Raw genomic sequence first — 12,872 nt, forward strand, 5'->3', positions numbered from 1 at the left:
GCGCGGGCGCGTCGCCCCCCGTCGACGGGGGGCGCATCCGGCGCAACCTGCGCCGGATCGGCTATACCGCGCCGGTGGACGACGAAACGCTGCTGGCCGCCTTTCGCCTGCGTCATCGCGCGGGGAAGGCCGGCCCGCTTGACGGGGTGGACTGCGCGCTGGCCGCCGAGCTTGCCCGCCGCTTTCCCGTTGACCCGGCTTCGGCCAGTGCCTAAGTCCGACCGGCGCGGAGGACCGGATGGCCGGGGACGGGCGTCAGCCCGTTCCAGGAAAGTCCGGACTCCATCAAGGCACGGTGCCGGGTAACGCCCGGGCGCGGTCGGTGGCATCACCGGCCGTGACGGAAAGCGCCACAGAGAACAGACCGCCGCGCATGCGCGGCAAGGGTGAAAAGGTGGGGTAAGAGCCCACCGGGGGCCTGGCAACAGGGCCCGCATGGCAAGCCCCACCGGGAGCAATGCCGAATAGGGATCTCATCGCGGGTCCGGTGCCGTTTGGCATATCGCCGCAGGGGCCGCCTTGGCCCCGGAGATCCGGGTTGGCAGCTAGAGGGTATCGGCAACGGTGCCCCCAGAGGAATGGTCATCGAACCGGGGCAACCCGGGGAACAAAATCCGGCTTACAGGTCCTTCGCGCATGTTCATCTCTCATTGGGGGAGGTGGAACAGGGGTCGCAAGGGCGGTTGGCGTCAGCCAACCGCCCACGTCAACATCGTGCCTTTGGCGGTTGACTCGCCGGGCTGAGCCGGTAGAAGGCGGGCTTCAGATCAATGCACGCGCGGCGTCCAACGGCCGCGGACCAGGAGACGAGCCAATGGCGAAGCCGACCACCATCAAGATCCGCCTGAACTCCACCGCGGGGACCGGGCATTTCTACGTGACCAAGAAGAACGCCCGCACCATGACCGAGAAGATGGTCGTGCGGAAATACGATCCGGTCGCGCGCAAGCATGTCGAATACAAGGAAGGCAAGATCAAGTAAGCGCTCTTCGCCTCTCCACATCGACAGGGCCGCGCCGCAAGAGCGCGGCCTTTTTCGTTTCACCCCCGGACCGCCGGGCCCTTGCCGGGGCAGGTCGGCCGATCAGGCTGACCCCGGGGCGGCCGACAGGACCCCTCGCAGCGGCAGGCCCGCCACCCAGACCGCCCGCACCGCGCGGTCGTCGCCCATCATGATGGTGGGAAAGAGCGCCTCCCAGATGTCCCCGGCCCGGGCGCTGCGCTGGGCGATGGCGCGGGTCGAGGCGAGGTCGAGCACGCAGATATCCGCATGGGCGCCGGGCGTCAGCGTGCCAATCTGCCCGCCCATGTGCAGCGCGCGGGCCGCGCCTTCGGTCGCCAGCCACAGCAGATGCGCCGGGTGCAGCGGGGTGCCGCGCAGCTGACCGATCTCGTAGGCCGCCGCCATGGTCCGCAGCATCGAGAAACTGGACCCGCCGCCGGTGTCCGTCGCCAACCCCACCGACATCCCGCGTGCCTTGAGCCCGGCCATGTCGAACAGCCCCGAGCCGATGAAGGTGTTCGAGGTCGGGCAATGCACCACCGCCGCGCCCACCTCGGCCAGCCGGTCGATCTCACGCGTCGCAAGGTGGATGGCATGGCCGTAAAGCCCGCGTTCGCCCAGAAGGCCGTGCCGCTCGTAGGTGTCCAGGTAGTCGCGCGCTTCGGGGAACAGCTCGCGCACCCAGGCGACCTCGTCGGTCTGTTCGCTCAGGTGGGTCTGCATCAGGCAGTCTGGGTATTCCGCCCAGAGCGCGCCAAGGGCCTCCAGCTGCTCCGGCGTCGAGGTGGGTGAAAAGCGCGGCGTGATGGCATAGGCCGCGCGGCCCCGCCCGTGCCAGGCCTGCAGCAGGGCCTCGCTGTCGTCATGGGCGGTTTGGGCCCTGTCGCGCAGCCCCTCGGGCGCGTTGCGGTCCATGCAGGTCTTGCCGGCGACAACGCCCATGCCCCGCGCCTCGGCCGCCTCGAAGAAGGCTGTCACGCTTTGTGTGTGGATGGTGCAGAAACTGGCCAGTGTCGTGGTGCCATTGGCCAGGGCCAGGTCCAGCGTGAGATCGGCCTGTGCCCGGGCATAGGCGGGCTCGCCAAAGCGCATCTCCTCGGGGAAGGTGTAGGTGTTGAGCCAGTCGATCAGCCGCTTGCCCCAGCTCGCGATCATCCCCGTCTGGGGATAGTGCATATGCGCATCGACGAAACCGGGCAGGATCAGCGCGTCGCCGTAGTCCGTGACCTGCGCGCGGGGGTGGGCGCGCCGCATCGCGTCGGCCTCACCCGTCTCGGCGATGCGCCCGTCCCGGATCACGACGCCGCCGCGCGCGCTGTGACGGGCCGCCGCCTGCCAGCCCACCGCGAAAGGGTCGCCCTGAAAGGCCAGCACCTGGCCAAGAAGCAGTTGGTCACTCATGCAGGCAGGGTAGGCGGCGCCGGGGGCGGGGTCCATCGGCATTCGGTAGCAGACAGCTTTCGGTTTCGGATGAAACTGCGCCGCTTGAGGACTTGAGGGCCGGCGGGCTTTCTCTATGCTCCGGCCAAGGCAAAAGGGGGCGCCATGTCCGACACCACCGAGATCATCGAGGGCGAGAAGAACCAGCTGACCGACCGCATCGTCGCGCTGATCCTCGATGCCGTGGAAGGAGGCGACACCGCCGCGCTGGAGGAAATCCTCTCGCCGTTGCATCCCGCCGACATCGCCGACCTGTTGGAACAGATCGACGACCGCGACCGCAGGGAGCTGCTGCGGCTCTGGTCCCACAGTGTGGACGGCGAGGTCCTGTCGGAGCTTGACGAGGCCCTGCGCGAGGATGTCATCGCCGCGCTGTCCCCCGATGCCCTGGCCTTTGCCGTGCGCGACCTGGAATCCGACGATGTGGTCGACCTGGTCGAAGACATGGAGAGCGACCGGCAAGAGGCCGTGCTGGACGCGCTCGAGGCCCCTGACCGGGTCGCCGTGGAAACCGCGCTGTCCTACCCAGAGGACTCCGCCGGCCGCCTGATGCAGGTCGAGGTGGTGCGCGCGCCGGTCCACTGGACCGTGGGCGAGACCATCGACCACCTGCGCAGCCACGACGCCCTGCCGGCGCAGTTCTACCATGTCGTGCTGGTCGATCCGCGCATGAAGCCCGAGGGCTATGTCGCCCTGGGCCGGCTGCTGGGTGCGCCACGGGCCACGAAGCTGACCGATCTGACCGAGGACAGCTTTCGCACCTTCCGTTTCGACCAGGACGAAGCGGAAGTGGCCTATGCCTTCAACCAGTATCACCTGATCTCGGCGCCGGTGGTGGATGCCGATGACCGGCTGGTGGGCATCATCACCATCGACGACGCCATGGCCGTGCTCGACGAGGAACACGAAGAGGACATCCTGCGCCTGGCCGGCGTGGGCGAGGGCAGCCTGGCCGACCGGGTGGTCGCGACGACCCGGCGGCGCCTGCCCTGGCTGGCGGTCAACCTGGTGACGGCGATCCTCGCCTCGCTCGTCATCGCGCTCTTCGAGGACGTGATCGCCGGGCTGGTCGCGCTGGCGGTGCTCATGCCCATCGTGGCCTCCATGGGCGGCAACGCGGGCACGCAGTCGCTGACCGTGGCAGTGCGCGCCATCGCCACCAAGGACCTGACCGGCGCCAACGTGCTGCGCGTCATCCGGCGCGAGATGCTGGTGGGCCTCATAAACGGCCTGATCTTCGCCGTGGTGATGGGCCTGATCGGCTGGGCCTGGTTCGGCCAGCCCCTGCTGGGCGTGGTCATCGCCGCGGCCATGGTCATCAACCTGGTTGTAGCCGGGCTGGCCGGCACCGTGGTGCCCATCGTGCTCGACCGCATGGGGATCGACCCGGCCCTGGCCTCGGGCGCCTTTGTCACCACGGTGACGGATGTGGTCGGCTTCTTCGCCTTCCTCGGGCTGGCCGCCCTGGTCCTGCTGTGACGCTGGCGGATCGCAAGGCCGCGGCGCGCGAGGCTGCCTTCGCCGCGCGCAGGCAGGCGCACGCGAGCGGCGCGGGCACGGCCACCCACCTGCGCCGGGTGCTGGCAAAGCGCCGTGGCGTGCCGCTGGCTGGTTACATGGCGATGCGCACCGAGATCGACCCGACCCCGGCCATGGCAGAGGCCGCCGCTCATGGCCCCGTGTGTGTTCCGGTCATCATCGGCAAGGGCCAGCGCCTGAAATTCCGCGAATGGGCGCCGGGCTGCGCCATGATCCCCGGCGCCTTCGGCGCGCGGATCCCCGAAACCGGGGCCTGGATCGAGCCCGAGATACTCATCGTGCCGCTGGTCGCCTTCTCGCGCCAGGGCGGGCGGCTGGGCTACGGCGGCGGCTTCTACGACCGCACCCTCGAGGCCCTGCGCGCGCGCCGTCCGACCCTCGCCATCGGTTTTGCCTATGCCGCCCAGGAACAGCCCGACCTGCCATTGGAGCCCACCGACCAGCAACTCGACCTGATCGTCACGGAACAGGGCGTGATCGCGCCGCGCGAATGAGGGCCGCAGGGGCGCTGCCCCTCTTGGCCTGCGGCCAATTCACCCCGGGATATTTTCGGCCAGAAGAAACGCGCGGGCGACTGTATCGCCTCGAGGTCTCTGATTTTCCCGTTCTTTGGGTCGCAAATACCGTCGGGGGTGAATGCCGCAGGCAGAGGGGGCAGACAGCCCCCTGAACGCGCAGGCGGCGGCGCAGCCGACGCCGAGACAAACCTGTGTGGCGCAGCCACCCGGCTGGAAAACGCTTGCCTCTACCGCGCAGGCTTGGTCTTAAGGCGCCATGAGAGTTCTGTTTCTTGGCGATGTGATGGGCCGGGCCGGGCGCCGGGCCATCACCGGGACGCTGCCGGAGGTGCGCGACCGCCTGCGCCTCGATTTTGTCGTGGTCAACGGCGAGAATGCCTCGAATGGCATGGGGCTGACCGCCGACCATGCAAAGCTGTTGCTGGAGGCGGGCGCCGATGTCGTGACCCTTGGCGATCATGCCTTCGACCAGAAGGACATGCTGCAATTCTGCGAGACCGAGCCGCGCGTCCTGCGCCCTCTCAACTATGCCAAGGGCGCGCCGGGCCGGGGGGCACGGGTCTTCGAGGTGCCGGGCGGGCGCAAGATCCTCGTGGCCCAGGTTCTCGGCCAGGTCTTCATGAAGCGGCCCTTCGACGATCCGTTCTCGGCGGTCGAGACGGTGCTCAAGGCCCATCCGCCGGGTGGCATGGTCAATGCCGCGCTGATCGACATGCACTGCGAGGCGACCTCGGAAAAGATGGCCATGGGCCACTTCTGCGACGGGCGCGCCAGTGTCGTTGTGGGCACCCATACGCATGTGCCCACCGCCGATGCCACGATCCTGCCGCGCGGCACGGCCTATCAGACCGACGCGGGGATGTGCGGCGACTATGACAGTGTCATCGGCATGCAGAAGGAGGAACCGCTGCGGCGCTTTCTGACCGGCATGCCCAAGGCCCGGTTCAAGCCTGCGAATGGCGCGGCGACGCTCTCGGGGCTCTACGTCGAGATCGACGACCGGACGGGCCGGGCCACCCGGGTCGACCCCTTTCGAGAGGGCGGACGGCTGACGCCCGCGGACCCGGCATGATCGAGTTCCTGGACCTGGGCCCGAACGCCGATGCGTTCTTGACACTGGCCATCGTGCTGGGCATGTTCGTGGCTTTCACGCGCGAGAGCTATCCGACCGAGGTCGTGGCCATCGCCGGTGTCGCGCTGATGCTGGTGGCCGGTCTGCTGCCCTATGACGCCGGGCTGGCGGTGCTGTCGAACCCCGCGCCCTGGACCATCGTGGCGATGTTCCTTGTCATGGGTGCGCTGGTGCGGACTGGCTCGCTGGACGCGCTGACCACGCTGGCGGACCGGCGGGTGCGCACCAACCCGCGCCTGACCATGGTGCTGGTCTTCGCCTTCGTGCTGGTGGCCAGCGCGATCATGAACAATACCCCCGTGGTGGTGGTCATGATCCCGGTCTTCGTGCAACTGGCCCGCACGCTGGGGCTTTCGGCCTCCAAGTTGCTGATCCCGCTGAGCTATGCGGCGATCATGGGCGGCACGCTGACGCTGATCGGTACCTCCACGAACCTTCTGGTCGACGGTGTGGCGCGCACGCAGGGGCTGGCGCCCTTCAGCATCTTCGAGGTCACGCCGGTGGCGCTCGTGGTCGTGGGCTGGGGACTGGTCTACCTGACCCTGATCGCCCCGCGCCTGCTGCCCGAGCGCGACAGCATGGCCAACCTGCTGTCCGACCGGTCAAAGATGCGGTTCTTCACCGAGGCGGTCACCCCCCCCGACAGCAACCTGATCGGGCGCGAGGTCCTGGGCGTGCAGCTGTTCAAGCGCGAGGGCGTGCGCCTGATCGACGTGATCCGTGGCGACACCTCGCTGCGGCGCGAACTGGACGGGGTCGAGCTGCAGGTGGGCGACCGGGTGGTCCTGCGCACCGCCATGACCGAACTGCTCAGCCTGCAGCGCAACAAGTCCCTGCGCCGGGTCGACCAGGTCAGCGCGGTCGAGACCCAGACGGTCGAGTCGCTGATCACTCCGGGCTGCAAGATGGTGGGCCGTCGCCTGGGCGCGCTGCGGCTGCGGCGCCGCTATGGTGTCTATGTGCTGGCCGTGCACCGGCGCAGCCAGAACATCGGCCGCCAGCTGGACGACCTGACCGTGCGCGTGGGCGACACGCTGCTGCTGGAGGGCGCGCCCGAGGACATCAAGCGGCTGGCTGACGACCAGGAGCTTGTCGATGTCTCGACCCCCTCGGCCAAGGAGTTCCGCCGCGGCCATGCCCCCATCGCTGTTGGCGCGCTGCTGGCCATCGTCGCGCTGGCGGCGGCAGGCGTAGCGCCGATCCTGCCGCTGGCCGTGGTGGCCGTGGCGGTGGTTCTGGTAACCGGCTGTATCGACGCGGAAGAGGCGTTTTCCTTTGTTGAAGGCCGCTTGCTGGCGCTGATCTTCGCCATGCTGGCCATCGGTGCGGCACTGCAGGCCTCGGGCGCGGTGGAACTGATCGTCACGGCCATTGCGCCCGCCCTGCAGACTTTCCCGCCCGCCCTGATCGTCTGGGCGGTCTACCTTCTGACCAGCATTCTGACCGAACTGGTCTCGAACAACGCGGTGGCGGTGGTGGTGACCCCCATCGCCATCGGCCTGGGCCAGACCATGGGGATCGACCCGCGCGGTCTGGTGGTGGCGGTGATGCTGGCCGCCTCGGCCAGTTTCGCAACGCCCATCGGCTATCAGACCAACACGCTGGTCTATGGCCCCGGCGGCTACAGGTTCACGGACTTCCTGCGCGTGGGCATCCCGCTGAACCTGAGTGTCGGCCTGCTGGCCTCGGCCGTGATCCCGCGGGTGTTCCCGCTGTGACCACGCCCGGCCTTTCTCCCTATATGCGCGGGTTCCTGATCACCCTCTTCGGGGTGCTGGTGATCTCGCCCGACACGCTGTTGATCCGGCTGATCGAGGCCGACCACTGGGCACAGCTCTTCTGGCGTGGCACGCTGAGCGGGGCGGCGGTGCTGGTCGGCATCACCGTGGTAACGCGTGGGCGCGGGTTGCGGCCCCTGCTGCGGCCGACGCGGGCGGATGTGGCCATGGCGGTGATCTATGGCTCGGGCAATATCGCCTTCGTCTACTCGGCCACGCATACGCTGGTCGCCAACACATTGTTCCTGCTGGCGACCTCGCCCGTCTTCGCGGCCCTGATCGCGCGTTTTGTCCTGAAAGAGGCCGTGGGCCTGCGCACCGTGCTGACCATCGCGGCCACCCTCGTGGGGATCGCGGTGATCGCCAGCGGATCGCTGGGTACGGGCGGCGGGCGGATCAGTGGCGACCTTGCCGCGCTCTGGGCCGCCATGGCGATTGCGGTGACCTTCTCCATCGCGCGGTTCCAGAGGGGCCGGTCCATGGTGCCCGCGATGGGGGTAGGCGCGCTGATGGCCGGGATGGTAGCCGCCGTTCTGGCGCCGACGGTGATGATCCCCGAGGGCGATAGGATCTGGATGGGGCTGATGGGCCTCTGGGTGGTGCCCGTGGCCTTTGCCTGCCTGACAACCGGCCCGCGCTACCTGCCGGCCGCCGATGTCGGGCTGCTGATGCTGCTCGAGGCCGTCTTCGGCCCGCTGCTGGTCTGGTGGGTGCTGGGCGAGGACCCGGGCCCGCGGACCCTGCTGGGCGGCGCGATCGTGATGGGGGCCATGGTGGTCAGCAACCTTTGGCTGCTGGCGCGGGGGCAACGCGACAGGCGGCTGGCTCGGCGGGCGTAGAGCCAGGCGCCCGCGTTTTGGCCGACCCGATCCCGCCTGCCGAATCATGGTGCGGGCGGCGGGAGTCGAACCCGCACGGGCCATGCCCCAGCGATTTTAAGTCGCTTGTGTCTACCGTTCCACCACGCCCGCACGGCGCGACCGGGGACCGGTTCCGGCCCCGAGGTTTTGCCTATCGCCCCGACGCCCTGGCAACAATGCGGTTTATGGTCGGGACACCGGGATTCCGTGCCGCCGTGTCTGACAGCCCACCCAGTATCAGGGCGCGTCGCCCGCGTCAGGGGTCATGGCAGCCTTTGTAGCCCCGTCAGATATCCTCGCCCGGCAGGCGCTCCAACAGCGCGCGTTCGGCCAGGTAGGGGTGCAGTTCCACCGCCCGGCGCAGCCAGGGGATCGCCTCGGTCGGGCGGTCCAGCTCGATGAGGGCCAGCGCCATGCCCGACAGCGCCCCGATGTGGCGGGGGTTCAGGTCGAGGGCGCGGTCCAGGTCCGCCACCGCGCTCTCATACTCTCGCGCCACGAAATAGGAAAAGGCGCGCTGGTTGTAGCCTTCGGCATAGGTCGGGCAGTAATCCACCAGACGAGTCAGCACCTCGATGGCGCCGAGGAAATTCTGGCTCTCGCGCCGCGCCATGCCCTCGTCCAGCAGAGCCTGGGCGCGCGCGTCCGGGGCATCGAGCCAAAGCTCCCAGAGCGTGGCGTTATGGTCTCGGGCTTCCAGTTCGTTGCCGCTGGCCTGCAATTGCGCCAGGGCGTCGTCGATGGCCGCGGAATGATCCGGCGGAGCGGGACACTCGGCCAGGGCGGGGCCCGCGATCAGGGCGAAAGGCAACAGAAATTTCATGTCCTGAAGGATGGCGCGGCCTGACGCCGGGTCAAGTCACGCCTGCGCGACGGTGGTCACACCTTCTTCCTTGACCGCCTGCATCGCCACATAGGTGGAGGTATTCGCCACATGCGGCAGGGTCGAGATACTGTCGGCCAGCACCATCCGGTAGGCCCCCATCGAGGAGGTCCGCACCTTCAAAAGATAGTCGAAGGCCCCCGCGATCAGGTGGCATTGCTCGATCTCGGGCACCCGCGTGACCGCGTCGTTGAAGGCCGCGAGCGCCGCCTCGCGGGTGTCGGAAAGCTTGACTTCGACAAAGGCGACATGGTCACGTCCAAGGCGGATCGGGTCGAACAGGGCCCGGTAGCCACGCACGACGCCGGTTTCCTCCAGCCGTTTCAGGCGCGCCTGGGTGGGGGATTTGGACAGGCCGATGCGGCGGGCCAGTTCCGTTACACTGATCCGGCCGTCCACCGCGATCACGTCGAGAATCCGGCGGTCGAAGGCATCCAAGTCTGAAGATCGATCGGTCATTTTACGCCCCATTTTTCAGGCTTTTTGACTGTATATCGACACTATAGAGGTCAGACTGACTGGCCGCAACGGTGTATTCTGGAACAAATGAATTCGGTACTTCGGGGATCTGCCATGACCGACATGACCACACCGACCGACCTGCGCCAGGCCATAGACGCGCATTACCTGGCCGACGAGGCCGCCATGATGCGCGACCTCGTCGCCCGGGCGGACCTGGACCCGGCGGCCCGCACCGCGATCAGCGCCGGCGCCGCCGACCTGGTGCGGCGGATTCGCGGCGCGGCCTCGCCCGGGCTGATGGAGGTTTTCCTGGCCGAATACGGCCTGTCCACCGAAGAGGGCATCGCCCTGATGTGCCTGGCCGAGGCCCTGCTGCGTGTGCCCGACGCCGAGACCATCGACGCCCTGATCGAGGACAAGATCGCCCCCAGCGACTGGGGCAAGCACCTCGGGCATTCAGCCTCGTCGCTGGTCAATGCCTCGACGTGGGGGCTGATGCTGACGGGCAAGGTGCTGGCCGACCGGAAACCGGGCCCTGCCGGCCATCTGCGCGGCGCCATCAAGCGGCTGGGCGAGCCTGTGATCCGCTCGGCCGTGGGCCGCGCCATGCGCGAGATGGGCCGCCAGTTCGTGCTGGGCGAGGACATCCAGGCCGCCATGAAACGCGCCGCCGGGATGGAGAAGATCGGCTTTACCTATTCCTACGACATGCTGGGCGAGGCCGCGCGGACGGATGCCGACGCGCGCCATTACCACCTGTCCTATTCGCGCGCCATCAGCGCTATCGCCGCGGCCTGCACATCCGATGATGTCACGGGCAACCCCGGCATATCGGTCAAGCTGTCCGCGCTGCACGCCCGCTATGAAGAGGCCCAGCGCGACCGGGTGATGGACGAACTGGTGCCGCGGCTGCGGTCGCTCGCCCTGCTGGCGAAATCCGCCGGGCAGGGCTTCAACATCGACGCCGAAGAGGCCGACCGCCTGTCGCTCTCGCTCGACGTGATCGAGGCGGTGGCCAGCGACCCCGCGCTGGCGGGCTGGGACGGCTTCGGCGTGGTCGTGCAGGCCTACGGGCAGCGCGCGGGCCAGGTGCTGGACTGGCTGCATGACCTGGGCCATCGCACCGGCCAGCGCTTCATGGTGCGGCTGGTCAAGGGCGCCTACTGGGACGCCGAGATCAAGCGCGCGCAGGTCATGGGGCTGGAGGGGTTTCCCGTCTTCACCTCGAAATCCGCGACGGATATCAGCTATATCGCCAATGCCCGCAAGATGCTGGGCATGACCGACGTGATCTATCCGCAGTTCGCCACCCACAACGCGCATACGGTCCATGCCGTGCTGCACATGGCCGACCGCATGGGCGTGGCCAAGGACGCCTTCGAGTTCCAGCGCCTGCACGGGATGGGCGAAGAGCTGCACAAGATCGTCATGGCCGATCACGGCACCCGCTGCCGCATCTATGCCCCGGTCGGCGCGCACGCCGACCTGCTGGCCTATCTCGTGCGCCGCCTGCTGGAGAACGGCGCCAATTCCAGTTTCGTCAACCAGATCGTGGACGAGGACGTGCCCGCGGAAGAGGTCGCCGCCGACCCCTTCGCGGATCTGGAAAGCCGGTATCCGCTGGCCACGGGGCCGACGCTTTTCGCGCCCGATCGCGCCAATTCCAAGGGCTGGGACCTGACCTATCGCCCGACCCTGGCAGAGATCGACGCGCGCCGCGACCCGCATCGCAACACCCGGTGGCAGGCCGCGCCGCTGTTGGCGTCATCGGGGCAGACAAGCGCGGAGGCGCAGGCGCGCCGCATCATCAACCCCGCCCTGCCGGGGGATACGGTGGGCCAGGTCACCGATGCCACCCCCGAGGCGGTGGCCACCGCGCTGGAGGTCGCCCGGCCCTGGGATGCCTCTGCGACAACCCGCGCCGAGACCCTGCGCGGGGTCGCCGCCGCTTATGAGGAGAACGCGGAAGAGCTCTTTGCGATTCTGCACCGCGAGGCGGGCAAGTCGCTGCTGGATGCCGTGGGCGAGGTGCGCGAGGCGGTGGATTTCCTGCACTATTACGCGCGGCAGATCGACCGGGCCGAGGCCCCGGCCCCGCGCGGGCGCTGGGTCTGCATCAGCCCCTGGAACTTCCCGCTGGCCATCTTCACCGGCCAGATCGCGGCGGCGCTGGCCGCGGGCAACGCGGTGCTGGCGAAACCGGCGGAACAGACCTGCCTGCTGGCCCATCGCGCGGCGCAGCTTATGCATGCGGCCGGCGTGCCCACCGGCGCGCTGCAACTGCTGCCCGGCGCCGGGCAGGTGGGCGCGGCGCTGACCTCTGACAGTCGCATCAACGGCGTGGCCTTCACCGGCTCGACCGAGACCGCGCTGATCATCCGCCGCGCCATGGCTGACAACGCCGCCCCCGGCACGCCGCTGATCGCGGAGACCGGCGGGCTCAACGCCATGGTGGTGGACAGCACCGCCCTGCCCGAACATGCCATCCGCGACATCCTACAAAGCGCCTTCCAGTCGGCGGGCCAGCGGTGCTCGGCGCTGCGCTGCCTCTATGTGCAGAATGACGTGAAGGACAAGGTTCTGACCATGCTGAAAGGCGCGATGGACGAGCTGCGCCTGGGCGACCCCTGGCACCTGTCCACGGACGTGGGCCCGGTGATAGACGACGCCGCGCGCCAGACCATCGTCGATCACGTCGACACGGCCCGCGCCGAAGGCCGCGTGCTGCACGAACTGGCCACGCCCCGGGACGGCACCTTCGTTCCCCCCACCCTGATCGAGATCGACGGCATCGCCGCGCTGGAGCGCGAGATCTTCGGCCCTGTCCTGCATGTGGCGGGATTCGACGCCGAGGACCTGCCCGAGGTGCTGAAGCAAATCAACGCCACCGGCTATGGGCTGACCTTCGGATTGCACACCCGCATCGACGACCGCGTGCAAGAGATCGTCGAGGCCATGCGCGTCGGCAACATCTACGTCAATCGCAACCAGATCGGCGCCGTGGTGGGCAGCCAGCCCTTTGGCGGCGAGGGGCTGTCGGGCACCGGGCCGAAGGCGGGCGGGCCACATTACCTGCCCCGGTTCCTGTCGCCCGCCCCCGCGGGCGTTGCAGGCGCATGGGATGGCCCGGCCGACCTGTGCAACCTGCGCAGATCCCTTGCCGCGGCCCCAGCCGGCGCGCCGGGGACACCCGTCGATCTGCCCGGCCCCACCGGAGAATCCAACCGCCTGTCGGACGTGGCGCGCGGGCCGGTCCT

10 protein-coding genes, 1 tRNA gene, 1 other RNA gene and 1 pseudogene are annotated in these 12,872 nt (G+C 68.6%); 9 read left to right on the forward strand and 4 right to left on the reverse strand.

What is annotated here, in order from left to right:
* The 3 genes and pseudogenes from ACH107_RS23900 to rpmG all read left to right on the forward strand — a co-directional run.
* A pseudogene (locus ACH107_RS23900) lies at nt 1-215 on the forward strand (N-acetylmuramoyl-L-alanine amidase); the annotation flags it as partial.
* Between the two features lie 11 nt (nt 216-226).
* An RNA gene (rnpB, locus tag ACH107_RS23905) (RNase P RNA component class A) lies at nt 227-638 on the forward strand.
* A gap of 176 nt (nt 639-814) precedes the next feature.
* The gene (gene rpmG, locus ACH107_RS23910; RefSeq protein ID WP_039682682.1) at nt 815-982 is read left to right on the forward strand and encodes a 50S ribosomal protein L33; all 168 of its coding nucleotides are present in this window, start codon (nt 815-817) and stop codon (nt 980-982) included.
* Between the two features lie 102 nt (nt 983-1,084).
* On the opposite strand, the gene guaD is transcribed toward rpmG, so the two are convergent.
* A complete protein-coding gene (gene guaD, locus ACH107_RS23915; protein WP_310691588.1) occupies nt 1,085-2,404 on the reverse strand; it encodes a guanine deaminase in 1,320 nt (439 codons plus the stop codon).
* A gap of 144 nt (nt 2,405-2,548) precedes the next feature.
* Here guaD and mgtE point away from each other — a divergent pair, with 144 nt between their 5' ends.
* From mgtE to ACH107_RS23940, 5 genes are all read left to right on the forward strand, one after another.
* Nucleotides 2,549-3,922 (forward strand): magnesium transporter, encoded by a 1,374-nt coding sequence (gene mgtE, locus ACH107_RS23920; RefSeq protein ID WP_310691587.1) that lies wholly within the window; start codon nt 2,549-2,551, stop codon nt 3,920-3,922.
* Complete coding sequence (locus ACH107_RS23925) at nt 3,919-4,476, forward strand: 5-formyltetrahydrofolate cyclo-ligase (protein ID WP_310691586.1); 558 nt, start codon at nt 3,919-3,921, stop codon at nt 4,474-4,476. The genes mgtE and ACH107_RS23925 overlap by 4 nt, the downstream gene beginning before the upstream one ends.
* A 280-nt stretch (nt 4,477-4,756) precedes the next feature.
* A complete protein-coding gene (locus ACH107_RS23930; protein ID WP_412507994.1) occupies nt 4,757-5,572 on the forward strand; it encodes a TIGR00282 family metallophosphoesterase in 816 nt (271 codons plus the stop codon).
* Entirely contained in the window at nt 5,569-7,350 is a 1,782-nt protein-coding gene (locus tag ACH107_RS23935) for an SLC13 family permease (protein ID WP_310691584.1), read from the forward strand. Before ACH107_RS23930 ends, ACH107_RS23935 begins: the two co-directional genes overlap by 4 nt.
* Entirely contained in the window at nt 7,347-8,249 is a 903-nt protein-coding gene (locus ACH107_RS23940; protein WP_412507995.1) for a DMT family transporter, read from the forward strand. The genes ACH107_RS23935 and ACH107_RS23940 overlap by 4 nt, the downstream gene beginning before the upstream one ends.
* 47 nt (nt 8,250-8,296) lie before the next feature.
* On the opposite strand, the gene ACH107_RS23945 is transcribed toward ACH107_RS23940, so the two are convergent.
* The 3 genes from ACH107_RS23945 to ACH107_RS23955 form a co-directional block, all read right to left on the reverse strand.
* Nucleotides 8,297-8,381: transfer RNA gene (locus tag ACH107_RS23945), tRNA-Leu, on the reverse strand.
* Between the two features lie 175 nt (nt 8,382-8,556).
* Complete coding sequence (locus ACH107_RS23950; RefSeq protein WP_412507996.1) at nt 8,557-9,081, reverse strand: tetratricopeptide repeat protein; 525 nt, start codon at nt 9,079-9,081, stop codon at nt 8,557-8,559.
* A 48-nt stretch (nt 9,082-9,129) separates the two neighbouring features.
* On the reverse strand, nt 9,130-9,612 hold the full coding sequence (locus ACH107_RS23955; RefSeq protein ID WP_310691581.1) for an Lrp/AsnC family transcriptional regulator: 483 nt from the start codon (nt 9,610-9,612) through the stop codon (nt 9,130-9,132).
* A 123-nt stretch (nt 9,613-9,735) separates the two neighbouring features.
* Between ACH107_RS23955 and putA the strand changes: the two genes are divergently transcribed.
* Nucleotides 9,736-12,872 (forward strand): bifunctional proline dehydrogenase/L-glutamate gamma-semialdehyde dehydrogenase PutA (gene putA, locus ACH107_RS23960; RefSeq protein WP_412507998.1); only part of this gene is annotated, 3,137 nt, incomplete at its 3' end.

The organism is Roseovarius halophilus (ex Wu et al. 2025), from assembly GCF_047086965.1.

What these genes read in the sequence shown, in the direction of transcription:
- rpmG (WP_039682682.1), top strand. Translation starts at nt 815, where the DNA reads ATGGCGAAGCCGACCACCATCAAGATCCGCCTGAACTCCACCGCGGGG.
- guaD (WP_310691588.1), bottom strand. Translation starts at nt 2,404, where the DNA reads ATGAGTGACCAACTGCTTCTTGGCCAGGTGCTGGCCTTTCAGGGCGAC.
- mgtE (WP_310691587.1), top strand. Translation starts at nt 2,549, where the DNA reads ATGTCCGACACCACCGAGATCATCGAGGGCGAGAAGAACCAGCTGACC.
- ACH107_RS23930 (WP_412507994.1), top strand. Translation starts at nt 4,757, where the DNA reads ATGAGAGTTCTGTTTCTTGGCGATGTGATGGGCCGGGCCGGGCGCCGG.
- ACH107_RS23935 (WP_310691584.1), top strand. Translation starts at nt 5,569, where the DNA reads ATGATCGAGTTCCTGGACCTGGGCCCGAACGCCGATGCGTTCTTGACA.
- ACH107_RS23955 (WP_310691581.1), bottom strand. Translation starts at nt 9,612, where the DNA reads ATGACCGATCGATCTTCAGACTTGGATGCCTTCGACCGCCGGATTCTC.